This window comes from Streptomyces sp. STAM6 (genome assembly GCF_054963715.1).
On sequence record NZ_JBUEFZ010000013.1, the window covers coordinates 1 to 24,055 of the forward strand.

Genomic DNA, 24,055 nt, shown 5'->3' on the forward strand with positions numbered 1-24,055 from the left:
ACGGGAGCCGACAGGGTGTGCACCCCGGCGACGGCCGGAGTTCGGCGGGGCGTGCACCCCGGCGACGGGAAGGACGCGGCGGGGCGGCGCGGCGGGGCGTGAGTCCCCGCGGCGGACGGGGCTCAGCGGCGCCTGACGCCGGCTTCCTCGCCGTACTCGCCGAGGAGCACCACCCCGACCGCCGCCTCGGCGAAGACCTTGATCGCACGCAGGGCGTTGCCGATCCGGTGGGCGGGGTGAGGCGTCGCGCCGAGGGCGGTGGCGCCTGAGCCGGTGGAGGTGAAGGTGGCTGTGGTCATGTCTCCATGATGGTTTCCCGCACGTCGGGACCACATCGGTCGACAGACCGAAACAGTGTGCCGTCCGCGTACGACTCCAGGCATACGGCATCCCCTACGGGTCGGATATTCGCTCGCTCCCGCCCCCGGGCCCTGGCTAGAATCGCCGACCTTGCCCGCCTCCCTGAGTGGAGCGCTGCCCTCCGGTCGGAAACCGGACGGCCCCGCACACCTATCCATCGCCACGGACCGGAGGCCCCGCTGTGCCCGCGCACGACCCGCTCGCCCATGAACGCGACCACCTCGCCGCCTCCCGCGCCGCCCTGCGGGCCATGCGCGAGGACGTCGAGGCGCTCGACATCCGCGACGTCACCGCGAACTGGGTGAACGCGGCGGTCCTGGAGTCCCAGATCGAGCAGCGGATCAAGGCCCTGGCCGATCTGTCCCACACGCCGCTGTTCTTCGGGCGGCTCGACTACCTGCCGACGACCCAGGAGGGACAGCGCTTCTACATCGGGCGGCGGCACGTCCACGACGGGGACGGCGACCCGATGGTCATCGACTGGCGCGCCCCGGTCTCCCAGCCGTTCTACCGGGCGTCCCGGAAGGACCCCCAGCACGTCGCGCTGCGCCGCCGCTTCGGCTACACGGGCGGCGACCTCACGGCGTACGAGGACGAGCACCTGAGCGACCCGGCGGAGGAGCAGCGCGCGTCCAGACTGCTCCAGCAGGAGATCGAGCGCCCGCGCGTCGGCCCCATGCGCGACATCGTGGCGACGATCCAGCCCGAGCAGGACGAGATCGTCCGCTCCGGGCTCGGCGGCACGGTCTGTGTGCAGGGAGGGCCCGGCACCGGCAAGACGGCCGTCGGGCTGCACCGCGTCGCGTACCTGCTCTACGCCCACCGCGAGCGCCTCGCTCGCACCGGCACCCTCGTCATCGGGCCGAACCGGTCCTTCCTCCAGTACATCGAGCAGGTGCTGCCCGCACTCGGCGAACTGGAGGTCAAGCAGGCGACCGTCGACGACCTGGTGGCCCACGTCGAGGTGCGCGGCACGGACGACGCGGCCGCCGCCGTCGTCAAGGGCGACGCCCGGATGGCGCGGGTGCTGCGCAGCGCGGTGCGCTCGCACGTGACGATGCCGGTGGAACCCGTCGTCGTGGTGCGCGGCTCACGGCGCTGGCGCGTCCCGGCGTACGAACTGGAGGAGGTCGTCCGCGAGTTGCTCGACCGCGACATCCGCTACGGCGCCGCCCGCGAGGCCCTGCCGCAGCGGATCGCGCACGCGGTGCTGGTGCAGATGGAACGCTCGGGCGAGGCGCCGGACGACCGCGTGCAGGACGCCGTGGCCCGCAACCCGGCGGTGAAGGCGGCCGTCAAGGCGATCTGGCCGCCCGTCGACCCGGCCAAACTGGTGCTGCGGCTTCTCGGCGACGCGGACTTCCTCGCCGCGCACGCCGACGGCGTCCTCACCGACGAGGAGCAGAAGACGATCCTGTGGGCGAAACCGGCACGGTCGGTGAAGTCGGCGAAATGGTCGGCGGCGGATGCCGTGCTGATCGACGAGGCGACCGATCTCGTCCGGCGCACGCACTCGCTCGGCCACGTCGTGCTCGACGAGGCACAGGACCTCTCGCCCATGCAGTACCGCGCGGTGGGGCGCCGCTGCACCACCGGCTCCGCGACGGTCCTCGGCGACCTCGCGCAGGGCACGACGCCGTGGGCGACCCGGAGCTGGGACGAGGCACTCGCCCACATGGGCAAGGACGACGCGGTCGTCGAGGAGCTGACGGCCGGTTTCCGTGTGCCGACGGACGTCATCACCTACGCGTCCCGGCTGCTCCCGCACATCGCGCCCGGGCTGACCCCGGTGTCCTCGATCCGCGAGAAACCCGGGTTCTTCGAGCTCCGCCCGATCACGTCCGACGCGCAGGTGGTCGCCGCCTGCGAGGAGTTGCTCCGCAGGGAGGGGTCGATCGGCCTCATCGCGGCGGACGCGCGGATCGCGCCGCTCGCGGAGGCGCTGAGCGCGTCGGGGCCGGCGTTCCTCGACCCCGGCGAGGAGACGACGCCGGACGTCCGTCTCACGCTGGTACCCGCGTCCCTGGCGAAGGGCCTGGAGTACGACTACGTGGTCCTCGACGAGCCGGCGGCGATCGTGGACGGCGAACCCGACGAACGCACGGGCCTGCGCCGCCTGTACGTGTCCCTGACCCGAGCGGTCTCGGGCCTGCTCGTCACCCACGCGGCGCCGCTGCCGGCGCAACTGTCCTGAGGACGGGGCGGGACCCCTCCGCGCCGTGACGGGCCACGGCCCCCCACCGGCCCCCGGGTTCGGGGGCATACGTTCCGCCAGGGGCGATGGGGGTCCCCTGTTCGAGCGAAGCCGAGCGCTTGGGGGAGGGTGGGCGCGGACCGGCCACCGGCGGGGAGCCGCCTGACGACCCCCGCCGGGGGCGGCGCCGCGCGTGCGGCGACCGGCCGGTCGGCCACCCGCCGTCCAGGGACAAGGGCGGCCCAGGACGCTTCCTGCATCAGCCCGGCTCAGGGAGCGGGTTCTCGTGCGGTGCCGACGCAGGGCGGGGAGGGAGCCGCCGCGGTGGGGCACCTCCCGTGCCCGGAAGGGCCATGGGGGGCAGGCGCGACCGACGACGCGGCGATCGCACGCACCGGACGCCCCCGCGCCCCGCCCTCCGGGCGGACGACGCCGCTTTCGCCACACGCCCTAGTCGTCGAGGGCCTTGCGCCAGGTACGGACCGCCGTCGGGGAGACCGGGTTGTCCCACCCCGCCGGACGGGCCGCGCCTCCGATGTGGAAGGCCCGGACCCCCGCCGCCCGCAGCGTCGGCACGTGGTCGAGTCGCAGCCCGCCGCCCACGAGGAGCTGCGCCTCGTACCCCGGCTCGCCCGAGCGCGCCGCCTCGGCCAGGAGTGTCGGAAGACCCTCGTCGACGCCGCCCGCCGCGCCCGCCGTGAGGTAGGTGTCGAGGCCGGGCAGATCGGCGAGCTGCTTGCGCAGCCCGTCGCGGTCGGCGGCGTGGTCGATCGCCCGGTGGAAGGTCCACCGGCAGCCTTCCACCTCGGCGACGAGCCGTTCCACCGCGACCAGGTCGGGGTGGCCCGCCGCGTCGAGGAAGCCGAGGACGAATGCGTCGGCGCCCTCCGCGCGCAGTTCCCGTGCGGCCCGGACCAGCGGGTCGATGTCACCCGCCACGAATCCGCCGGCCAGTCGCAGCATCACGCGCAGGGGGATGTCCACGGCGGCGCGGATCCGGGCGTAGGTCTCGCGGGACGGGGTGAGTCCGTCCGCCGCCATGTCCGTGACCAGCTCGAGGCGGTCCGCCCCTCCGGCCTGGGCGGCAATGGCGTCCTCGGCGTCGAGGGCGATCACCTCCAGGACTGCACGGTTGCTCATGGGAATCCATTCCTCTGGAGGGCCTACAGGTCTAGTCCAATGTACTCCGCAGGGCCAGAACTTGCCCGGCGTACGGGGCGGGGGTATATATTCTGTACCCCCTAGGGGTATGCAGGCCTGTACGTGAGCGAGGAGCATCGGCCCATGAGCACCGCCACCAGTACAGCCGAGGTCGAACTCGCCATCGGCGGCATGACCTGTGCCTCGTGCGCCGCCCGCGTCGAGAAGAAGCTCAACCGCATGGAAGGCGTCACCGCGACCGTCAACTACGCCACCGAGAAGGCCAAGGTCAGCTACGGCGGGGGTGTCTCGGTGCAGGACCTCGTCGCCACCGTCGAGAAGACCGGCTACACCGCGCACGAACCCGAGCCGGAGGCGGACGAGGAGGACGTCGACGACCTGCGCCCGCGGCTCCTCACCGCCGTCGCGCTCGCCGTTCCGGTCGTCGCCATGGCCATGGTCCCGGCGCTGCAGTTCCCGTACTGGCAGTGGCTCTCACTGGTGCTGGCCACCCCGGTCGTCACCTACGCGGGCCTGCCCTTCCACCGCGCCGCCTGGGCCAACGCCCGGCACGGCGCCGCCACCATGGACACGCTGATCTCGGTGGGCACGTCGGCGGCGTTCCTGTGGTCGTTGTGGGCGCTGGTCTTCGGGGACGCGGGCATGCCCGGCATGACGCATCCGTTCGAGCTGACCATCGCCCGCACGGACGGCGCGGGCAACATCTATCTGGAGGCCGCCGCAGGCGTGACCGCCTTCATCCTGGCCGGGCGCTACTTCGAGGCCCGCAGCAAGCGGAAGGCGGGCGCCGCGCTCAGGGCGCTGCTCGAACTGGGCGCGAAGGAGGTCACCGTGCTGCGCGGAGGCCGCGAGGTGTCGGTGCCGACCGCCGAGCTGAAGCCCGGTGACCGGTTCGTCGTGCGGCCCGGCGAGAAGATCGCGACGGACGGCACGGTCGTGGAGGGCTCGTCCGCCGTCGATGCCTCGATGCTCACCGGCGAGTCGGTCCCCGTGGAGGTCGGGACGGGCGACCCGGTCACCGGCGCCACGCTGAACGCCGGCGGCCGGCTGGTCGTCGAAGCCACCCGGGTCGGCGCGGACACCCAGCTGGCGCGGATGGCGAAGCTGGTGGAGGACGCGCAGAACGGCAAGGCCGCCGCCCAGCGCCTGGCGGACCGGATCTCGGCCGTCTTCGTACCGGTGGTCATCGTGCTGGCGCTCACCACGCTCGGCTTCTGGCTGGCCGCGGGCGCGGGGCTGACCGCGGCGTTCACGGCCGCCGTCGCCGTACTGATCATCGCCTGCCCGTGCGCACTGGGACTCGCCACTCCGACCGCCCTCATGGTGGGCACCGGGCGCGGCGCCCAGCTGGGCATCCTGATCAAGGGTCCTGAGGTGCTGGAGACCACCCGCCGGGTCGACACGATCGTGCTGGACAAGACCGGCACGGTCACCACCGGCCGGATGACCCTGCTGGCGGTGCACACCCACGGCGCGACCGAGGACGAGGTGCTGCGGCTGGCGGGTGCGCTGGAGCACGCCTCCGAGCATCCGGTCGCCCGGGCCGTGGCAGCGGGCGCCGCCGCGCGGGTGTCGCTTCCGGCGGTCGAGGACTTCGCGAACGTCGCCGGACTGGGTGTGCGGGGCGTCGTCGAGGGCCGAGCCGTGCTCGTCGGCCGCGAGAAGCTGCTGGCGATGGGGGTCCCCCCGCGCGAGCGGAGCCGAGCGTGGGGGAGGGCGATCGAACTGCCCGCCGAGCTGGTCCGCGCCAAGGACGAGGCGGAGGCCGCGGGGCGTACCGCCGTCGTGGTGGCCTGGGACGGTGAGGCCCGCGCGGTGCTGGAGGTCGCGGACGCGGTCAAGGACACCAGCGCCGAGGCGGTCCGGCGGCTGCGCGCGCTCGGCCTCACCCCGATCCTGCTGACCGGCGACAACGAGCGCGTCGCGCGGGCCGTGGCCGCCCAGGTCGGTGTCGACGAGGTGCACGCCGAGGTCCTGCCCGAGGACAAGGTCGACGTCGTCAAGAGGCTGCAGGCGGAGGGCCGCAGCGTGGCGATGGTCGGCGACGGCGTCAACGACGCGGCCGCGCTCGCCCAGGCCGACCTCGGTCTGGCGATGGGCACCGGCACGGACGCCGCGATCGAGGCCGGTGACCTGACCCTCGTACGTGGTGACCTGAGGGCGGCGGCGGACGCCGTCCGGCTCGCCCGCCGCACCCTGACCACCATCAAGGGCAACCTGTTCTGGGCCTTCGCCTACAACGTCGCCGCGCTGCCCCTGGCCGCCGCCGGGCTCCTCAACCCGATGATCGCCGGTGCCGCGATGGCGTTCTCGTCGGTCTTCGTGGTCGGCAACAGCCTCCGCCTGCGGGGGTTCAAGCCGATCAGCCGGACGTGACGAAGCCCTCTCCGGCCGCTTCGTGGCGCGTAGCACAATGACCGCATGGCCGCCCTTCCGGAGCACCCCGCCCACGACGCCCTGCGCAGCCGCTGGGCCGAGACCGTCCGCCACGCCCCGCACGCCGACCGGTACGCGGACGACCTGCTCGGCAGGTGGGCCGAGCCACAGCGCCGGTACCACACCACCGACCACCTGGTGGCGGTCCTGGACCGCGTCGACGAGCTGGAGCAGTACGCCGACGACCCGGCGCTGGTCCGGCTCGCCGCCTGGTTCCACGACGCCGTCTACCTCCCCGAGCGGTCGACCAACGAGGACCGCAGCGCCCGCCTCGCCGAACGGGCCCTCCCGGAGCTGGGTTTCGACGAGGCGGGTACCGCCGAGGTGGCCCGTCTCGTGCGGCTCACGGTCACCCACGACCCCGAGGGCGGCGACCGCAACGGCATGGTGCTGTGCGACGCGGACCTCGCGGTCCTGGCCGCCGCTCCCGACGCGTACGCCGCCTACACCGCGGCCGTCCGCGAGGAGTACGGGTTCGTGCCGGACGAGCTGTTCCGCCAGGGCCGCGCCGCGGTGCTGCGTCAGCTGCTGGACCTGCCGCGTCTCTTCCGCACCCCGCACGGGGAACGGTTCTGGGAGGAGCGGGCCCGCCACAACCTCACCGCCGAGCTCGCGGCGCTGACCGGGGAAATGTAAGCAGCTTGTTCGGCATCGGCGCCCCGGTCGGTACGACGATCGGCGGCCGGGTCGCCGACGCGCACATGTTCGGCGTGCTGCTGGGCGGCATCACCGCGTCCACGGTCTTCCTGGTGGGCCTGGCCCCGTTCGCGCGGAGCCCGGTCGCCGCCGTGGCCCTGTCGTTCCTCCTCGGCGTCTCGGCGTGTTCACGGCACCGGCGCTCAACGCCCGGGTGTTCAGCGTCGCCGGCGCGGCCCCGACCCGAGCGGGCGCGACAACGACCGCCGCGTTCAACCTGGGCAACACGAGCGGCCCGTGGCCCGGCGGTACGGTCATCGACGCGGACTTCGGGCTCCAGGCGACGGCGTGGGCGGGAGCGGCGACGGCGTGGGCCGGAGCGGCGATGGCGCTGACGGTGCTCGCCGCCGCGGCGCTCGCGCCGGCCCCACCACCGCACCTCGGCCTCCCGCGTGGTGGCGGGCTCCGCGGGCGGGCCCGCACCCGCCTCGACGGAGGCCGCACGCACGTAGCGCCGCTCCGCGGGCGGGCCGGGCGCGCGTCCGGCCCGCCCCGCCGCCGGGTGCACCGTCACTCGGGCCGACGGCCCGTCAGTGCCACCGCGGCCGCGGCCAGCGCAAGCCCGCCGCCGGCCCACAGCACCGCGCCCACGCCCCACCAGTCCGCGGCGCGGCCGCCGAGGGCGGCACCCAGAGCGATCGCCGCGTTGAAGACGCCCGCGAAGAGGGCCGAGCCGGCTTCGCGGGCGGACGGCACCGCCGCCATGACCCAGGACTGGGCGGCCACCGACACACCGCCGTAGGCCAAGCCCCATGTCACCAGCAGGGCGGCCCCCAGCAGGGGGGTCAGCAGGACGGTCGCGGCCAGGGCGCCGCTCAGCACGAGCAGGGTGAGCCTCGGCGAGCGGCCCGCGCCCGCGCCCGCGCCCGCGACGAAGTTGCCGGCGACGCCCGCCACGCCGTACACGAGCAGCAGGGTGCCGACGACGCCGGGCCGCACGCCCGAGACCTGCTCCAGGACCGGACGCACATAGGTGTACGCGGCGAAATGGCCGGTCACGAGGAGCGCCACCACCAGCAGCCCCGTCCTGAGCGAGGGGTTGCCGAGCAGGCGCAGCACACCGCCCGTGGGGGCCCGTTCGGCGGGCAGTGGCGGAAGGAGCAGGGCGAGCAGTCCCCCGACGGCCACGGCCAGGCCTCCGGCGACGGCGAACGGGGCACGCCAGCCCGCAAGCTCGCCGAGCCATGTGCCCGCCGGGACGCCGAGGACCGAAGCGACGGCGATCCCGCTGAAGATCAGCGATGTGGCGCCGGGCACCGCGGCGGGCGCGACCAGCCGTACGGCGAGCCCCGCCGCGACGGCCCACACCCCGCCCATGCCGAGTCCGACCAGTACCCGGCCGGCCACCATGAGCGCGAAGTTCGGTGCGCACGCGGCAAGGAGGTTCCCGGCGGCGAGGGCGCCCATGAGGGCGACCAGCGCCCGCCGCCGGTCCAGGCCGCCCAGCAGGGGGGCGGCGAGCGGGGCGGACACGGCGGCGACCAGGCCGGTGATGGTCAGGGTGAGCCCGGCGGTGCCTTCACTGACGGCGAGAGCGCCGCCCATCGGGGTGAGCAGTCCGACGGGAAGCATCTCGGAGGTGACGACGGTGAACGTCGCGAGTGCCAGGGCGAGGACGGCCGTCCGCCCGCCGTGCCGTGCGGGAGTGCCTGTGTGGGATCCGGTCTGTGCCATGTCCCCAGGCAACTCCCGCTCGCCACCGGGAACAACGGCCGATCGCTCACGCTTCCACAAGCGTGACTCATCGATCGCCCGCCGCCCACCCGTCCGTGGACCTCAAGGAGTTGGAGGCGTTCCTCGTCCTGGCCGAGGAGCTGCACTTCGGACGGACCGGCGAGCGGCTGTACGTGTCACAGAGCAGGGTCAGCCAGTTGCTGCGCGCCCTGGAGGGCCGGGTCGGCGCCCGCCTCGTCGAGCGGACCAGCCGCCGGGTCCGGCTCACCCCGCTCGGTGAGCGGTTCGTGGCCGATCTCGGGCCCGCGTACGCCGCGCTGCTCGCGGCCGTCGACACGGTCAGGGCGGCCGCCCGCGGCGTGGAGGGCACGCTGCGCATCGGCTTCCAGGGGACGTTCGGCGACCACGTCGTGGCCGCGGTCGACCTCTTCGAGAGCCGTCACCCGGGCTGTGCGACGGAGGTCGTCGAGGTGCCCCTGGCGGACCCGTTCGGCGCGGTGCGGCGGGGCGAGGTGGACGCGGCGGTGGTGCTGCTGCCGGTCGAGGAGCCGGACCTGGTGCTCGGTCCGGTGTTCTCGCGGCAGCGGCAGACACTGGCGGTGGCCGCGGACCACCCGCTCGCCTCGCGGGTGTCGGTCCCCGCGGAGGAGCTGGCCCGGTGCGCGCTGATCGGTGTCCGAGGTCCGGCGCCCGCCTACTGGCGTCGGGCCGCCGCGCCCGACCGGACACCGGCCGGGGTGCCGATTCCGCCGGGTCCGTCCGTCACGACCCTCCAGGAGGGGCTGACGCTGGCCGCGGCGGACCGCGGCGCGATGCTGCTGTGCCGGCCGACCGCCGACTACCACGGGCGGCGGGCGCTGGCGTTCGTGCCGGTGGAGGGGCTGCCGGAGTCGGCGCTCGGCCTGGTCTGGCACGCGCACCACGAGACGGCCCGGGTACGGGCTTTCGCGCGGGCCGTCGCCGAGACGGCCCCCGCGCCGGTGACGCCCGCGCCCTCCGCCCCGGGAGCCTCCGGGCCGGGGCCCGCCGCCCCGGGAGCGTCCGTCCCGGGGCCCTCCGGGCCGGGGCCGTCGGGCGTCAGGGCGTCGGGCGTCAGGGCGTCGGGCGTCAGGGCGTCGGGCGGCGCCGCTTCGGGCGCCGCAGCCCCGCCTCCGTAAGCCTGCGGACGAGTTCCTTGGAGCCCACTTCCACCGCGCCCGCCGCGACCGCGTCCGCGTACCGCTCGGAGGGGATGTCGTAGTGGTCCCCGTCGAACGCGCGGGGCGGTGCCCCGATCTTCTCGGCCAGGGCGTGGAGTTCGTCGTACGAGACGTCGCTGATCATGTGGGACCACATGCGGCCGTGGCCGGGCCAGTTGGGCGGGTCGATGTACACCGTCACGTGAGGCCGCCCACGCGGGCCACCACGACGCCCGCCTTGCCGCACACCCAGTGCGGGTCGGGGCCCAACTCCGGTTCCACGTCGAGCGCGTGCGGATCGCCGGAGGAGCAGACGGGACACAGCGGCCAGCGACCGTACCGCTCCAGCAGGGCGTCCTGGACGTCCTGGGCGACGAGCCCCGCGAGGTACTCCCGGCCCTCGGGCCACTGCTCGACCCACCAGCGGCGGTGCGTCACCGCGTTCTCGACGAGCGAGACGACCTCGGCCTCGGCGACGTCACGTGCGACGAGGTCGGCGAGGACCAGCGCCCTGGCCGCATGGAGGGCCTGCTCCAGGGGGTCTACCGCGTTCATGGGGCCATTGTCACCCCTCCTCACCAGGGGGTTGACGCCACACAGTGCTGAAAATACCTTTCAGGTGTGACCAATGACGTGAAGGAAAGTTTCACCCGGGCCCACGGCGGCGCCGAGGCCCCGCCCGCCCCCGCCGCCCTCGCGGCGAAGGTGCGCACCCTCGCGCCGTCCATGACCCGCTCGATGCAGCGGGTCGCCGAGGCCGTCGCCGGCGACCCGGCCGGCTGCGCGGCCCTCACGGTCACCGGACTCGCCGAGCTGACCGGCACCAGCGAGGCGACCGTCGTGCGCACCGCCCGTCTGCTGGGCTATCCCGGCTACCGCGACCTGCGTCTCGCCCTCGCCGGCCTCGCCGCACAGCAGCAGTCCGGCCGGGCGCCGTCCGTCACCGCCGACATCGCGGTCGACGATCCGATCGCGGACGTCGTCGCCAAGCTGGCGTACGACGAGCAGCAGACCCTCGCCGACACCGCCGCCGGGCTCGACACCGTGCAGCTCGGGGCCGCGGTCACCGCGCTCGCGGTCGCCCGCCGCACGGACATCTACGGCGTCGGCGCCTCCGGCCTCGTCGCGCAGGACCTCGCCCAGAAGCTGCTGCGCATCGGGCTGGTCGCGCACGCCCACAGCGACCCGCACCTCGCCGTCACCAACGCCGTCCAGCTCCGCTCCGGCGACGTCGCGATCGCCATCACCCATTCGGGGTCCACCGGAGACGTCATAGAACCGCTCCGGGTGGCCTTCGACCACGGCGCCACGACCGTGGCCATCACCGGCCGCCCGGACGGCCCCGTCTCCCAGTACGCCGATCACATACTGACCACGTCCACGGCCCGTGAGAGCGAGCTGCGTCCGGCGGCGATGTCGTCCCGGACGAGCCAACTCCTCGTCGTCGACTGCCTCTTCACCGGTGTCACCCAGCGCACGTACGAGACGGCGGCCCCCGCTCTCGCCGCGTCGTACGAGGCGCTCGCGCACCGGCACTCTCCCCGCACCCGCTGAAAGAGCACCGCCCATGACCTCCGACCTGCAGTCCGAGCTGTCGGCCCTCACCACGGAAGCGTTCCGCCCCGAGCTCGCGGAGATCGATCGGCTGCCCACGGCCGAGATCGCCCGCCTGATGAACGCCGAGGACCAGTCCGTACCGCCGGCCGTCGCCACCCAGCTGCCGCGGATCGCCGCGGCCATCGACGCCACGGCCGAGCGGATGGCCCGCGGCGGCCGGCTGATCTACGCGGGGGCGGGTACGGCGGGCCGGCTCGGGGTCCTGGACGCCAGCGAGTGCCCGCCCACCTTCAACACCTCGCCCGGGCAGGTCGTGGGACTCGTCGCGGGCGGCCGTCCGGCACTGGTGGAGGCGGTCGAGGGCGCCGAGGACTCCCGCTCCCTCGCGGCCGACGACCTGACGGCCCTCGCCCTGACCACCGACGACACAGTCGTCGGCGTCTCCGCCTCCGGCCGCACTCCGTACGCCGTCGGCGCGGTCGAACACGCCCGCGCGCACGGGGCGCTGACGATCGGCCTGTCCTGCAACGCGGGCAGCGCCCTCGCGGCCGCCGCGGAACACCGCATCGAGGTCGTCGTCGGGCCCGAACTCCTCACCGGCTCCACCCGCCTGAAGGCCGGCACGGCCCAGAAACTGGTCCTCAACATGATCTCGACGATCACGATGATCCGGCTGGGCAAGACGTACGGGAACCTGATGGTCGACGTCCGGGCGTCGAACGACAAACTCCGCGCCCGCTCCCGCCGCATCGTCGCGCTGGCGACCGGCGCGTCGGACGAGGAGATCGAAACGGCACTCGACGCGACGAACGGCGAGGTGAAGACCGCGATCCTCACCCTCCTGGCGAGCGTCGACGCCGAAACGGCCACGGAGCTGCTGACGAAGACCCGGGGTCACCTGCGAGCGGCACTCGGTGAAGAGGCCCCGCCTCACGGGAGATCGTGACGCAGGGCGGAACGGGTGGGCCTGCCCCCCGCACCGGCGTGCGGCCACCCCACGACCGGCCCCTGCTGGCAGCATCCGCGAACATGACCGACGCCCGCACCACCGCCGCCGCCCTCCTGCCCCTCCTCGGCGGCGCCGCCAACATCACCTCCGTCGCCCACTGCATGACCCGTCTCCGTGTCGGCCTCGTCAACCGCTCACTCGTCCGTGATGCCGAGCTCAGAGCCCACCCCGCCGTGCTGGGCGTCGTCGAGGACGGCGGCACCTACCAGGTCGTCCTCGGCCCCGGCACGGTCGCGAGAGTCACGCCCGAGTTCGAGGCCCTGGTCCGGGTCGCGGGCCGGGACCTCACCGCCCAGGCACTCGCCACCCGCGGCGCGGCCCTCAAAGCGGCCCAGCAGACCAGGAACGCCACTCCCTTCAAGCTCTTCCTCCGGAAGATCGCGAACATCTTCGTCCCCCTGATCCCCGCCCTCATCGGCTGCGGCATCATCGCCGGCCTCAACGGCCTCCTCGTCAACCTCCACTGGCTTCCCTCCGCCACTCCCGCCCTCGCCGCCGTCGCGTCCGGCTTCATGGCCCTGATCGCCGTGTTCGTCGGCCTCAACACGGCCAAGGAGTTCGGCGGTACGCCCATCCTGGGCGGCGCGGTCGCCGCGATCATCGTCTACGCGGGCGTGGCGCGGATCGAGGCGTTCGGCCAGCAGCTCTCCCCCGGCCAGGGCGGCGTCCTCGGGGCCCTCGGGGCGGCGCTCATCGCCGTGTACGTGGAGAAGTGGTGCCGCCGCCGGGTGCCCGAAGCGCTGGACGTCCTCGTCACCCCGACCCTCACGGTCCTCGTCGCCGGGCTGGTCACCGTCTTCGGTCTGATGTTCCTGGCGGGCGAGGTGTCCTCCGCCATCGGGCACTTCGCGAACTGGCTCCTCGCCCACGGCGGGGCCGCCGCCGGCTTCGTCCTCGGCGGGCTGTTCCTGCCGCTCGTCATGCTGGGCCTGCACCAGGCCCTGATCCCCATCCACACCACCCTGATCGAGCAGCAGGGCTTCACGGTGCTGCTGCCGATCCTGGCGATGGCGGGCGCGGGCCAGGTGGGCGCCGCCGGGGCCGTCTACGTACGCCTCCGCCACAACACGGAGATCCGCCGCACCATCAGGTCCGCACTGCCCGCCGGCCTCCTCGGCGTCGGCGAACCGCTCATCTACGGCGTGTCGCTGCCCCTCGGCCGCCCCTTCGTCACCGCCTGCGTCGGCGGCGCCTTCGGCGGCGGGTTCGTCGGCCTGTTCGGCATGCTCGGCGACCAGGTCGGCTCGACCGCGATCGGCCCGTCCGGCTGGGCGCTGTTCCCGCTCCTCGCCGGCAACCGGGGACTCGGCGAGACCGTCGCGATCTACGCCGGCGGCCTGCTGACCGGGTACGCGGTCGGCTTCCTCGTCACCTACGCCTTCGGCTTCGACCGGCGGCAGCTGGAAGCGCTCCGGCCGGATCCGGTACCGGACGCGCAGCCGCGGACCGCCGCCGCCACCTAGGGCGTGTTTCGAAAGTGGCGTCGTCCGCCCGGAGGGCGGGGCCGGGGGCGTCTGGTGCGTGCGATCGCCGGACGGGACTCTCGAAACACGCCCTATGAGCCGCTAGAGCCGGACGGCGATCCAGCCCGCCATCGTCCCCGGCGACTTCGCCGCCCGGTCGACGTCCCGCGCGGTGCGAGGGGGCGGGCCCAGCCCGCTGGTGACGACCAGCAGCAGGCCACCGCGTTGCCGGATCGCGTGTTCGAGCACGTCGTCGACACCGATGCCCCACGTCTCCACGCCCGGCCGGACCTGGAGCTCGCGGCCCAGCAGGAATGCGGCTTCCGGAGCGTTCCGGACATCCGCGCGGAAGTCCCTCCGCGCATCGAACGGCTCCAGCCGCACCAGGCTCGCGTCCATCACGGGGCCGGACACCACCCATCTGCCCGAATCGCCGTCCGGCCGCAGGTTCAGCGACTCCGCCGACGGGTTGACCACGAAGGCGGCGAACCCGCCCGGCGTGCCGTTCCCGATGACCAGGCCTTCGGCCCACCAGGTGGCGCCACCGTTCCGGGAGGAGACGAACACCGGACCCGAGTCGTTCCAGAGGGGATAGCGGCACACACCGAAGTGGAACAGCCGGGCGTCGGTCATGTCCGGCCCCGCTTCGTCCACGTGAAGCGCGGGCACCCCCTCGCCCAGCGGATAGCCGCAGTCCATGCAGTCCCCCGCCCACAGCCGCGACATGAGCGTGCGGATCTCCGTCTCGCCGAGCCGCTCCCAGGTCTTCCCGTCCACGGCCAGGGCGCTCAGCCCCGGCCCGCTTTCCTCCCGTTCGACGACGATCCAGGGCAGTTCGCCGCCCCGTTCGGCAGCGTGCCGGGCCCACCGGCGGCCTTGTGCGCGCTCTCCCAGCACCATGGCCACCACGGACGCCAGCAGTGCGCTTCTCGGGCTTCCGCTCAGCAGGGCGTCCTTGCGGGCGGCGTCATAGGCGCGGGCGACGAAGGCGTTGGCCTGCTGGACCTCGTCCCGGGCGAGCAGGGCTCCCGCGTACCTGAGCCCGGCGATCGGGAGCCCGCCCTCGGCCGCCGCGCGCAGGGCGTCGAGCGACTCGTCGTCGTGGATGAACTTGCGGCCCAGGGCCCTGGAGAGGCCGAAGGCGCTGCCCGGGTCGCCGTGCTCACTGCCCTTGCGCCACCAGTCGAGTGCCTCCTGCTCGTTCCCGGCCTCTTCGGCGAGGTCGCCCAGCGCGCCGTAGGCCTGGGGCTCACCCAGCTCCACCGCTCTCAGGAACCAGCCGCGTCCGCCGTCCCGGTCGCCCGCGAGGCTCCTGAGGCAGCCCATGTTGTGCGCGCCAACGCCATCGCCGTGTTCGGCGGCGCGGGTCCACCAGCGTTCGGCCTCGGCGGTCTCCCCCGCGCGCAGCAGCACCGCACCGAGGTTGACCATCGTGGCGACGTCCCCGGCGATGGCACGCGGTGTCAGTACGGCCATGGCCAGATCGGTCCGTCCGGCCGCCAGGGCCGTCATCCACACGAGCTCCCGGTCCCCGTCGCCGACCAGTGTGGCGGTGGCCCGCCATGTCTCCTCGGGCAGTTCCTCCAGCGCCGAAGTACGGGCCGTGGCCGACACCAGGTAGTCGAAGGGCCGCCAGCGCTCGCCGCCGGCCGGGATGAGGGGGCTGGTCACACCCAGCACCACGGCACCGGCCCACGCCCAGGCCTCGTCGAGGGGCTCCGGCCGCAACGCCGCCCCTCCGGCCGCGTCGAGGTAGTGGCTGTGGAGCCGCTCCAGCACCCCGGCGTCGACGGCGCCCCGCACGCCGGTCCTGGCCAGGTCGACGGCTGCCGCCACGAGCGCGGCGCCCCTGGGGTTGCCGCCGACGCGGGCGGCCTCCTTCCACAGGTTCCACAGCTGCGGCCCGGCCGCGAGGTACTCGGCCACACCATGGACGCTGTCCGCGGCGAGCGCCTCGGCCATCCGGGGATCCAGGTCCTTCCGCTCCCCGGCCCGGCGCCTCTCGGCGCTGCTCCAGGTCCGCGGCAGCTCGACGCGACTCGCGGATCGCATCACCCGGAGCATCCCGTGGGAGACGTCGCCGACGGAGCCTCGGCGCGGGGCGTGCCCCATCAGGGGGCCGTAGAACTCGGAGCGCAGCGTGGCCAGTACGACGCATCCCGCGTCCATCAGGTCGTTCAGCAGCCGCGCCGTCAGACCGTCCGGCCGCAGGTACATGTGGATGTCGTCGAGCCAGAGCACGAGCCCGCCGCCCTGCCGGGCAGCCGCGGCGGCGATGGTGGAGAGCGGTGCGTCCGGGTCGGGATGGCACACCGCCCACCCCTCGAGATTGCGGCGCATCGCCTCGTACAGGGCCCGTGTCTTGCCCGCCGTGGAGTCTCCGGTGACGAGGAGCAGGCCGCCCGTCGCCGCGAGGCGCCCGATGACGGCGTCCAGTTGGTCGTCGCAGTCCCGCGGCACGTAGTCGACGGTCTCCGGCAGCCCGGGCACCTCCGGAACGCGGTGCACTCCGAACGCCGCCGGGTCGGCCGACGACACCGGTGTCCACGCGAACTCGGTCCCCCGGACCTCGGGTCGCCCGCCCAGTTCCACCAGGACCGGACGCCGGCCGGTGTGCCGCTCGACGGCCGCCGAGAACGCCGGGTCGTCCACCAGGACCTCGGCGGGGACGGCCTCCACCCGCCCGTGTGCCCAGCTGCGCGGATCTCCGCTGACGACCCCCATGAGCAGACCGTCGGCGAACAGCGCCGCGCCCGACATGCCCTGCCAGGGCGAGGATGCCGCGCCGGACGGCGCCGGCGCCCCGTGGATGTTGTCCAGGACGTACCGTCCGCGCAGGACGGACGACCCGGGCTTGAGCGTGCCGACGAGCTGCTCGGTGTCGGGGCGTTCGCCGTTCCCCGCGGCCTTGGGATAGCCGATGGCCTGGCATCCGGGCCGGGCGTCGAGCGTGACGGTACGGCCCCACGCCACGTCCGTGAAGCGCCGTGCGGTCTCCGCGTCGACCAGATCGCGGTCGGCGAGCAGCAGCGCGGCGTCGCACAGCCTGTCCTGGCGCGCCCACAGCACCCTGCACTGTTGCATGCCGGTCCCTCTGGGCACGGCGGCAGAGGGCTTCCCGTTCCGCAGGACATGGGCCGAGGTCAGCACGAGCCGCGGTGTCAGAAGGAAACCGCTTCCCTGGGCCCCCGCGTCGACGACGGCTATACGGCTCTCGCTCAGGAGCATGCCGCTAACGACCCCCCGGCAGCCCGAAGTCGCTGAAGTCGACCGGCTCGTCGTTGCCGATCGCGATCGGGTCACCGGTGCGCACGTCGGCCGGTTTCAAGGTCAGTCCGATCCGCTGGGTACGCCGCCGCCCCGCGCTGCCCTCCATGTCACCGGAGACGACCCAGGCCTTGAAGCCCGCCTTCGCCTTGGCGTCCGCGCGCAGCTCCACTTCGAATTCCAGCGTGATCTCGCCGACCTCGAAGCGGATCTCCTCGCCGTCGGCGGCGGCCGCGGCGGTGCGCAGTTCGTCCCTCAGGACCCGTACCGCTGCGGCCAGCTCGATCTCGTCCACCATCTACCCCCCGTTGAAAGCCGGTTGAGCCTTCATTCTGCCCGGCCGCGTCCGGCACGGCGGGGCTGCCGGGGGGTTTGCTGCAGGGCGCCCTAACAGCCCATGGACCACACATGGGCGTCGCCGCGGTCGTTGGCAGTGGCGTTGTAGCCCACCTCGTCGCCGGGGCGGAGGCAGATCGTGACGTCGCCGCCTCCGGAGGGCCACTGGATCGCGCTCTCGTACACCTTGACGTGGTCCTTGACGCCCGGGCCGGAGATCCCGTGGTTGGCCCAGGAGGAGTCGGTGTCGGCGATGAACCCCTCCCACCACTCGTCGTCACCCGAGGCGTTCATGCGCTGGCCGCCGTAGTTGGCCTCGGTCCAGGCGCAGAAGTGGCCGCTGGGGCAGTCCGCCGCCGACGCGGGTGTGGCGGTGACCAGACCCGCGCCGGTGGCGAGCAGGACGGCGGCGAGCAGGGCTACGGGCTGCTTCATGACGTGCGGTTCTCCTTGTGTGCTGCGGTGGATGCGTGGTGTTCGGCGGTGAGCAGGGCCCTCGCCTCGGCGAGGGCGTGCGCCCGCAGCTCGCGGTAGGCGGTGCGGTCGCGCGAGGGAGCCTCGGACTTCAGGTTGTTGACGGTCGTGACGGCCTGGAACCAGCGGCGCTGGTCGCCGTAGAGACGGCGTTCCGCGTCCGCCAGGCAGCCGTCGGTGTGGTGGCCGATGACGTGCCCGCTGGGCAGCGTGAGGGTCAGTTCGGTGCGTCCGGTTCCGAACAGCGCGCGGTCGACGCGCCGGGCCTCGGCGTCGCTCGCGGGCGGCCTGCCGGGGCGGGGCGGGGTGAGCCCCTGCCGGGTCAGACAGCGGTCGGTGAGGACGACTTGGGCCGCCTTGATCGTGTCGGCCGGGCTGAGCGAGACGACCGGCTCGCGCGGCGCGCCACAGCCGGTCAGCGCCGTCGGCACGGCCATCAGGCAGAGCGTGGCGAACGCGGCGGCGCGCGTACGGGCCGGGCCGGTCACCCGGGCTCGCAGTCGGAGTGCGGGGTGGTGTCGACGGCGACGGTGCGCCGCGGGCAGCGTCCCTGGCGGGGGAAGTGGAGGGCGTACACGGTCGTATCGACCTGCGAGCCGAACGACGTGGCGTGCCGGCGTACGCGGTCCTCCGGTACGTCGAACCCCGAGCCCGGCCGAGAGCACCAGGCGCCTCCGGGCCCCGTCTCACCCGGCTCGGGCCAGAAGCAGAGGTGCCCGGGCAGGGCCTCCGCGGGGGCTGCGCGCGGGGGCGCCGACAGCATCGCCGGCATGGCGAGGGAGCCGGAGAGGGCGAGCGCGGAACGTCTCAACTGGGCCTCCGGAGACGGTGGTCGGACCGTGGTGCACGCGCTGACTTCCCCTGCGTCGTCGCAGGTAAGCGCCGCGGGTCCGGGTGTCACCCGAGGTGGTGAGTAGTCGTATCGCAGCCGTGGTGCGCGTGACCGTACGCGACCGCCCGCCCGGGCGCCCACGGCGTGGCGGGCACCCGGGACGGGCGGCGTGGCGGGCGGCCGGGCGGGCGCCCGGGGCTCGGGCGGCGGGCCTCAGCCCACGACCTGCTCCCTGATCGTCACGCGTCCCTGGCGGATCGTGGCCAGCCGGGGCGCCCGCCGTGCCAGCGCCGTGTCGTGGGTAACCATGACGAAGGTCAGGCCGTTCTCCTCCCACAGCCCTTCCAGCAGGTCCATGATCTCGTCGCGCATCGACTCGTCGAGGTTGCCGGTCGGCTCGTCGGCGAGCAGCACGGCGGGCCGCTTGACCAGGGCGCGGGCGATCGCCACCCGCTGCTGCTGGCCGCCGGACAGTTCGCCCGGGAGGTGCCCGCGGCGCTCCCCGAGCCCCACGGAGACCAGCGCGTCGGCGGCCCGTTCGCGCCGGTCGGCCGCCTTGAGCCCGAGGGGGACGAGGGCGGTCTCGACGTTCTCCTGGGCGGTGAGGGTCGGCACCAGGTTGAAGCCCTGGAACACGAAGCCGATCTTCTCCGCGCGTACGCGGGTGAGCCGCGCCTCCGGAAGCGTGGCCAGGTCGACGCCGTCGAGGACCACCTTTCCCCCGGTGGGCCGGTCCAGGCCGCCCAGCATCTGCAGCAGCGTCGACTTGCCCCCGCCGGTCGGGCCCTGGACGACCAGCCGTCCGCCGTCCTCGATGATCAGATCCACGCCGTCCAGGGCCTGGACGGTCTCCTTGCCGCGCCGGTAGCGCTTGGTGACGCCACTGAGCTCGTACATCTTCTGCTCCTGTTGGTACGTGTGAGGTGTCGGGGGCCGGGATCACTCGACGCGGCGCAGCGCGTCCGCGGGCCGCAGCCGGGCGGCCCGCCAGCTGCCGAACCCGCCCGCGACGAGCCCGCCGGCGAGGGCGAGCGCCACGGCAAGGCCGACGGTGGTGAGGGAGACGGGCGCGGTGAGCGTGATGTCGAGGGCATGGGAGGCGGCCTGCCGCACGGGCCCGCCGCCGGGGCCGCCGACCACCGTCCCGCCGCCCACGGGTCCGCCGCCCCCGCCACCCGGGCCGCCGCCGAGCCGTGCGGTCAGCGTCGGGCCGAACGCGGTGATCGCCCACGCGCCCGCGAGACCGAGCGCGATGCCCAGGGCACCGCCGATCAGCCCGTTGACCAGCGCCTCACCGGCCACCTGCCGGGTCACCCGGCCACTGCGCCACCCCAGCGCCTTCAGCGTGCCGAACTCCCGCACCCGCCGGCTCACCGCCGACGACGTGAGCAGCCCCGCGACCAGGAACGCGGCCGCCAGCACCAGGTAGGAGAGCCACTTGCCGACGCCCGACGCCAGATCGGAGGCGGTGGACAGGGAACCGGAGACGGTGTCGGCGAGGTCGGCGGACGTCGTCACCGTCGTACCGGGGATGTTCTTCCGGATGGTCCGCTCGACCCCGTCGATCCGCTGCGAATCGGTCGCCCGGACGTACACGGTCGTGATCCTGTCCTTCGCGTCGGCCAGCGCCTGGGCCCGCGCGAGCGGCAGATAGACGTCGGCGGCCGCGTCCCCGCTGTCGGCGGTGGCGATGCCGATGACGTCGAAGGCCGTCCCGTCGACCGTCAGCTTCTCGCCGACCGACAGGCCCTGCTCCTTGGCGTAGGCGCTGTCCAGAACGGCGACCGCGGCGTTCGTCTCGGTCGCCTCGAACGTGCGCCCGGAGGTGATCTTCGAGGAGGTCAGCGGCCCGAGGTTCCGGTGGGTGACGTCGGTGCCGTAGGCGGTGTACGCGTCGACGTCGAACGCGGCCCCGCCGCCGCGCACGTCGCCGCCGCCCCCGGCGGGCGCCGTTCCGCGGCCCTGCCCGCCCGGTTGCTGCGGTACCTCCCCGCGCGTGAAGTCGCCGTCGACCGTCATCACGCGCACGTTCAGCCCGCCGGCGGCGTCCGCGACCCCCTCCTGCTTCCCGACCCGCGCCACGATCGAGGCGGCCAGCGTCTCGAACCCCTGGACCATGACGATGTCCTGGCTCTGGTTCGTGTCGTCGTCGCCGTCCTTCGCGTCGAACTCGAACCGTGGCCGCCGGACGGTTTCCCCCTTTCCCGGCGGCGAGGCGGCCTTGGTGACCGTCATGTCGGTCCCCAGCCCGTACAGCGATTCCAGGACCTTTCCCTGGGCCTGACTCATCCCGGCCGAGACCGAGTTGACGACGATGACCAGCGCGATTCCGAGGGCGAGCCCCGAGGCGACGACGAGCGCCGCCCTCCTTCTACGGCGCAGCTCGCGCCGGAGGTACGTGAAGAACATGCCGCGAAAACTAGGGACGCGGCGTGATGGCCGGTTAAGGCACCGATGAGATGCACATGAGAAGCACCGGGGTCACGGCAGGCGCCCCTGCCGGTTGAGCTGCCGCACCCTCGCCCGCAGCACCTCGGCCGGCGGCGCCGGGGTCAGCACATGGGCGGGGCAGTCCCATTCCCGGCCCCCGCCCGGCGGACGCAACTGCACGTAACCGCCGACGTGCCCCATCACCTGGCCGATCCGCCCGTCACGGGCGTCGACCATGTACTCCCCGGCGGTCACCGGCGGGCCTCGTGCAGAACCGCGACGATCCGCAGCGCCGTGTCGAGGTTGCACCGCCCCAGATCCACGAGCGGGAACGGCAGATCGCCCGCGACCGACACCGGATCCACCCGCAGCGAAGGCAGGGTCACCCCCACCTCGACCAGCTCGTTACGGAGCTGGGTCACCACTTCCTCCGCCGCACGCAGCCGATCCATGCCCCGCAACCCCATGACCAGGCACCTCCACGCTCGGTGTTCGCTTTACCCACACAGCGTGGTCGACATGGCCTCGACCTGAACAGCGATGACGGCTCAACAACCCCATCTGTGCTAACGGGAGTTGACACGCGCCCGGTCCGGCGGATCGAGATCCGCCCTCCTCGCCGCGGGCCCTGCCCGGCACGGAACTGCGCCACGCCCGCGAGAACGCCGGCCCCGGCCGGGAAGCGCCGGGCCGGCCGCCGTTCCCCCGGGGCTCAGCCCTCGGGGCCGATACTTCGCTCCATCAGCCGCCGCAGGGCCGCGAGGTCCCTGCGGTTGGCGCGGCGGACCGCCACCGTGGCCATGCGACTGCCTTCGCCGCGGTTCCTGAGCGTCATGCGCGTGCGCTCGCCGGCGACGCCGTACGGTTCCCAGGCGTACGTGGTCTCCATGGGGAAGGGCCCCTCGGTCGTGCGCATCACCAGGCGCCGCCCGGGGTCGTACGCGACGATCTCGTACGTGTAGACGAGCCGCCGCCCCAGGAAGCGGGCCACGAACCGGACGCGGGCGCCGACCTCCACGACGGAGGAGGTCTCCCACTCGACCGAGACGATGTTGGCGTACCACTCGGGCGCGGTCGACGGGTCGGCGGCATATGCGGCGACCCGCTCGCAGGGGGCGTCGATCACGGTCTCGGTCAGGACGTCGACGGCCATAACCCCAGCGTAGGCCCGAAGCTCCAGCCCCGATCGCCGAGCCCTCTTTACGAGGAATGGTGGTAAGGGCCTGTCTGCAACCCACCCGCCCACCCGCTGAGTTGGCAACAAGTATGACTATGCGGAGTGCATTTGCCACGGAGGGTGATCTCCCTCTAGCGTCCCGCATAACGAAACAGCCCCCGCCCGGTGCGGGAACACCTGCGGGGGCTTGACCTCTAGATCGAAGGACTCTCGATCCATGGCTGACAGCCAGCTTAGTGCCGCCGCGCACCCTCTCGCCAACCCCGGCTACGGCAAGCGCTCCGCGCCGGGCCAACACCGGGCGACGACCAGCGACTTCGCCCATCTGCCCCGGCGGGAAGCCGCCATCGCGGGGTACATCGACCGGTTGACGGACGGCGCGGACATCTCCTACAAGACCCTCGCCAAAGTCCTGCCGGACTACGGCCAGTGCGCCGTGCGCACCGCGCTCAACAACCTCGTCCGCGCCGGGCACCTGCGTCGGGGGCAGGAGCACATCGCGGGCTCCGGCAGCCGGCTGTGGGTGACCCGCACCTGGTGGTCGCGCACCCCGCGGGACGACGCCTGGTGGGCGGCGTTCCAGCGCGGGGACGTGCCGGAGGACGAACCGCCCCGGCGGCAGACCCGTTCGCGGGCGTACATCCTGCTCGCCGCACTGGGGCGCGAGGCGCCCACGATGTCGCTGTCCGCGACCGAATGCGTCGCGCTCGCGCCGCTGGTGACCGAGTGGTTCGACCGGGGTGCGACGGAGGCGCAGATCATGACCGCCCTGACGGCGGGCCTCCCGACACCGGTCCACCACCCGCTGGCCCTGGCCCGCACCCGCCTGACGACCAAGATCCCACCGCCCCGGACCGTACCCGAACGCCCTCCCCTGCGCGTCCTGGAGTGCGCCACGTGCGGTGCGCCTGCCCGCCCGGAGGCTTTGCTGGGTGGCGACTGCGCACCCTGCCGGGGCGAGCCCCTGCCCGTACGGCGACCGAGCCTGTCCCCGGACCGGGTCCGAGCCCGAGCCGCCCAGGCGCGGGCGAACCTCCAACCCGAAGGAAGCCGTACGTGACCACCGGGGCCGCCCCCGCTCGCGCTGCGGGGGCCCATGGGCCGGACGTATCGTGGGAGAGGCGCCACCCCAGCATCGATGCGTGACCTTCGGTGTGAGGAGGAGGCGAAGCCCCGTGAGGCGTTCGGTCCTCGCGCTCGCCATGACGAGCGCTCTCTCGGTCGCCACCGTCGTTCCGGCCACCGCATCGGCCGAGACGGTCCCGGCCACCCACAACATGAACTGCGGTGCGGTGGAGAAGGACAGACCACCTGGCACCGGCACCAGCCGCTTCGGGTTCGACATCCTGTTCCCCTCCATCGCGGTGGCGTGCCTGATCAACGAGGAGCGCGCCAGGCGCGGGCTTCCACAGGTCGAATGGCAGGACGCCCTCGTGCAGGCGGCGCAGAAACACGCGCGGGCCGCCGTGAACATCAAGTGGTGGGGGCCCGGCAAGGACTCGCACACCAATCCGCAGACCGGTTCGAAGCCGGTCGACCGGATCCGGTCGGAGGGCTACTGCGCCCACGGGCGGTCGTGGCGGGTCAACGAGGTCACCTACAACGGGTGGGGTTCCGGCCATGGAACGCCTCGGGCGGCGGTGAACTGGTGGGTCAATGTGAGCAAATGGGGCCACCGGGAGATCGTTCTGGACCCGAACCTGCGTGACATAGGCGCCGCGGCGCGCGGCGGGGCGGCCGATCCGGCGGGGGCCGGGTTCAGCGACGCGGGCACGTTCGTCGTGACCTTCGGGGTCTGCGCCTAGGGCGTG

The 24,055-nt window shown here is 73.6% G+C and carries 23 protein-coding genes and 2 pseudogenes; 10 read left to right on the forward strand and 15 right to left on the reverse strand.

The annotated features are described in order from the left end of the window. Positions 1–122: 122 nt before the first annotated feature. Positions 123–299, reverse strand: coding sequence for a hypothetical protein (locus tag ACY34K_RS17395; protein ID WP_462747953.1), 177 nt, complete (start codon positions 297–299; stop codon positions 123–125). A 242-nt stretch (positions 300–541) separates the two neighbouring features. On the opposite strand from ACY34K_RS17395, the gene ACY34K_RS17400 reads away from it, so the two are divergent. Further along, positions 542–2,554: a HelD family protein gene (locus tag ACY34K_RS17400; protein WP_462747955.1), complete on the forward strand. Its 2,013-nt coding sequence runs from the start codon at positions 542–544 to the stop codon at positions 2,552–2,554. Positions 2,555–3,004: 450 nt separating this feature from the next. Here the strand turns inward: ACY34K_RS17400 and ACY34K_RS17405 are convergent, their stop codons facing one another. Then, positions 3,005–3,694 (reverse strand): copper homeostasis protein CutC, encoded by a 690-nt coding sequence (locus ACY34K_RS17405; RefSeq protein WP_462747957.1) that lies wholly within the window; start codon positions 3,692–3,694, stop codon positions 3,005–3,007. Between the two features lie 144 nt (positions 3,695–3,838). Between ACY34K_RS17405 and ACY34K_RS17410 the strand changes: the two genes are divergently transcribed. The 3 genes and pseudogenes from ACY34K_RS17410 to ACY34K_RS17420 form a co-directional block, all read left to right on the forward strand. Continuing rightward, positions 3,839–6,091 (forward strand): heavy metal translocating P-type ATPase, encoded by a 2,253-nt coding sequence (locus ACY34K_RS17410; protein ID WP_462747958.1) that lies wholly within the window; start codon positions 3,839–3,841, stop codon positions 6,089–6,091. 45 nt (positions 6,092–6,136) lie between these two features. Further along, a complete protein-coding gene (locus ACY34K_RS17415) occupies positions 6,137–6,787 on the forward strand; it encodes an HD domain-containing protein (protein WP_462747961.1) in 651 nt (216 codons plus the stop codon). Then, positions 6,784–7,299: pseudogene (locus ACY34K_RS17420) on the forward strand (Cmx/CmrA family chloramphenicol efflux MFS transporter); the annotation flags it as partial. The gene ACY34K_RS17415 and the pseudogene ACY34K_RS17420, both read left to right, overlap by 4 nt. 58 nt (positions 7,300–7,357) lie before the next feature. Here the strand turns inward: ACY34K_RS17420 and ACY34K_RS17425 are convergent. Then, positions 7,358–8,521: an MFS transporter gene (locus tag ACY34K_RS17425; protein WP_462747962.1), complete on the reverse strand. Its 1,164-nt coding sequence runs from the start codon at positions 8,519–8,521 to the stop codon at positions 7,358–7,360. Between the two features lie 62 nt (positions 8,522–8,583). Here ACY34K_RS17425 and ACY34K_RS17430 point away from each other — a divergent pair. Beyond that, positions 8,584–9,498 (forward strand): annotated as a pseudogene (locus ACY34K_RS17430) (LysR family transcriptional regulator); the annotation flags it as partial. 130 nt (positions 9,499–9,628) lie between these two features. Here the strand turns inward: ACY34K_RS17430 and ACY34K_RS17435 are convergent. Together ACY34K_RS17435 and ACY34K_RS17440 are read right to left on the reverse strand one after the other, a co-directional pair. Next, positions 9,629–9,901: a DUF4031 domain-containing protein gene (locus ACY34K_RS17435; protein WP_462747963.1), complete on the reverse strand. Its 273-nt coding sequence runs from the start codon at positions 9,899–9,901 to the stop codon at positions 9,629–9,631. Beyond that, positions 9,898–10,254 (reverse strand): hypothetical protein, encoded by a 357-nt coding sequence (locus ACY34K_RS17440; RefSeq protein WP_462747964.1) that lies wholly within the window; start codon positions 10,252–10,254, stop codon positions 9,898–9,900. Before ACY34K_RS17440 ends, ACY34K_RS17435 begins: the two co-directional genes overlap by 4 nt. 66 nt (positions 10,255–10,320) lie before the next feature. On the opposite strand from ACY34K_RS17440, the gene ACY34K_RS17445 reads away from it, so the two are divergent. The 3 genes from ACY34K_RS17445 to ACY34K_RS17455 all read left to right on the forward strand — a co-directional run bounded on the left by ACY34K_RS17445 (position 10,321) and on the right by ACY34K_RS17455 (position 13,728). Further along, a complete protein-coding gene (locus ACY34K_RS17445; RefSeq protein WP_462747966.1) occupies positions 10,321–11,253 on the forward strand; it encodes a MurR/RpiR family transcriptional regulator in 933 nt (310 codons plus the stop codon). A gap of 13 nt (positions 11,254–11,266) precedes the next feature. Further along, a complete protein-coding gene (murQ, locus tag ACY34K_RS17450) occupies positions 11,267–12,202 on the forward strand; it encodes an N-acetylmuramic acid 6-phosphate etherase (protein ID WP_462747969.1) in 936 nt (311 codons plus the stop codon). Positions 12,203–12,285: 83 nt separating this feature from the next. After that, entirely contained in the window at positions 12,286–13,728 is a 1,443-nt protein-coding gene (locus ACY34K_RS17455; RefSeq protein WP_462747972.1) for a PTS transporter subunit EIIC, read from the forward strand. A gap of 102 nt (positions 13,729–13,830) precedes the next feature. Here ACY34K_RS17455 and ACY34K_RS17460 read toward each other — a convergent pair whose 3' ends face one another. The 10 genes from ACY34K_RS17460 to ACY34K_RS17505 form a co-directional block, all read right to left on the reverse strand. Then, complete coding sequence (locus ACY34K_RS17460) at positions 13,831–16,956, reverse strand: trypsin-like peptidase domain-containing protein (protein ID WP_462747974.1); 3,126 nt, start codon at positions 16,954–16,956, stop codon at positions 13,831–13,833. A gap of 4 nt (positions 16,957–16,960) precedes the next feature. After that, a complete protein-coding gene (locus ACY34K_RS17465; protein WP_462747975.1) occupies positions 16,961–17,293 on the reverse strand; it encodes a trypco2 family protein in 333 nt (110 codons plus the stop codon). An 89-nt stretch (positions 17,294–17,382) separates the two neighbouring features. Next, entirely contained in the window at positions 17,383–17,766 is a 384-nt protein-coding gene (locus ACY34K_RS17470; RefSeq protein ID WP_462747977.1) for a peptidase inhibitor family I36 protein, read from the reverse strand. Further along, complete coding sequence (locus tag ACY34K_RS17475) at positions 17,763–18,242, reverse strand: hypothetical protein (RefSeq protein WP_462747978.1); 480 nt, start codon at positions 18,240–18,242, stop codon at positions 17,763–17,765. The genes ACY34K_RS17470 and ACY34K_RS17475 overlap by 4 nt, the downstream gene beginning before the upstream one ends. 47 nt (positions 18,243–18,289) lie before the next feature. Next, positions 18,290–18,616 carry a hypothetical protein gene (locus ACY34K_RS17480; protein WP_462747979.1) on the reverse strand — a complete coding sequence of 109 codons (327 nt, stop codon included), beginning with the start codon at positions 18,614–18,616 and terminating at the stop codon, positions 18,290–18,292. Between the two features lie 234 nt (positions 18,617–18,850). After that, positions 18,851–19,534, reverse strand: a complete 684-nt coding sequence (locus tag ACY34K_RS17485; RefSeq protein WP_462747981.1) for an ABC transporter ATP-binding protein — start codon at positions 19,532–19,534, stop codon at positions 18,851–18,853. A 42-nt stretch (positions 19,535–19,576) separates the two neighbouring features. Then, positions 19,577–21,046, reverse strand: coding sequence for an ABC transporter permease (locus ACY34K_RS17490; RefSeq protein ID WP_462747982.1), 1,470 nt, complete (start codon positions 21,044–21,046; stop codon positions 19,577–19,579). Between the two features lie 72 nt (positions 21,047–21,118). Next, complete coding sequence (locus ACY34K_RS17495) at positions 21,119–21,304, reverse strand: hypothetical protein (protein ID WP_462748284.1); 186 nt, start codon at positions 21,302–21,304, stop codon at positions 21,119–21,121. Between the two features lie 14 nt (positions 21,305–21,318). Next, positions 21,319–21,519 carry a hypothetical protein gene (locus ACY34K_RS17500; protein ID WP_462747984.1) on the reverse strand — a complete coding sequence of 67 codons (201 nt, stop codon included), beginning with the start codon at positions 21,517–21,519 and terminating at the stop codon, positions 21,319–21,321. A 260-nt stretch (positions 21,520–21,779) separates the two neighbouring features. Further along, positions 21,780–22,220, reverse strand: a complete 441-nt coding sequence (locus ACY34K_RS17505) for an SRPBCC family protein (RefSeq protein ID WP_462747985.1) — start codon at positions 22,218–22,220, stop codon at positions 21,780–21,782. A 241-nt stretch (positions 22,221–22,461) separates the two neighbouring features. Between ACY34K_RS17505 and ACY34K_RS17510 the strand changes: the two genes are divergently transcribed. After that, positions 22,462–23,304, forward strand: a complete 843-nt coding sequence (locus ACY34K_RS17510) for a hypothetical protein (RefSeq protein ID WP_462747987.1) — start codon at positions 22,462–22,464, stop codon at positions 23,302–23,304. 115 nt (positions 23,305–23,419) lie between these two features. Beyond that, positions 23,420–24,049 (forward strand): CAP domain-containing protein, encoded by a 630-nt coding sequence (locus tag ACY34K_RS17515; RefSeq protein WP_462747988.1) that lies wholly within the window; start codon positions 23,420–23,422, stop codon positions 24,047–24,049. The last annotated feature ends 6 nt before the right edge of the window (positions 24,050–24,055 follow it).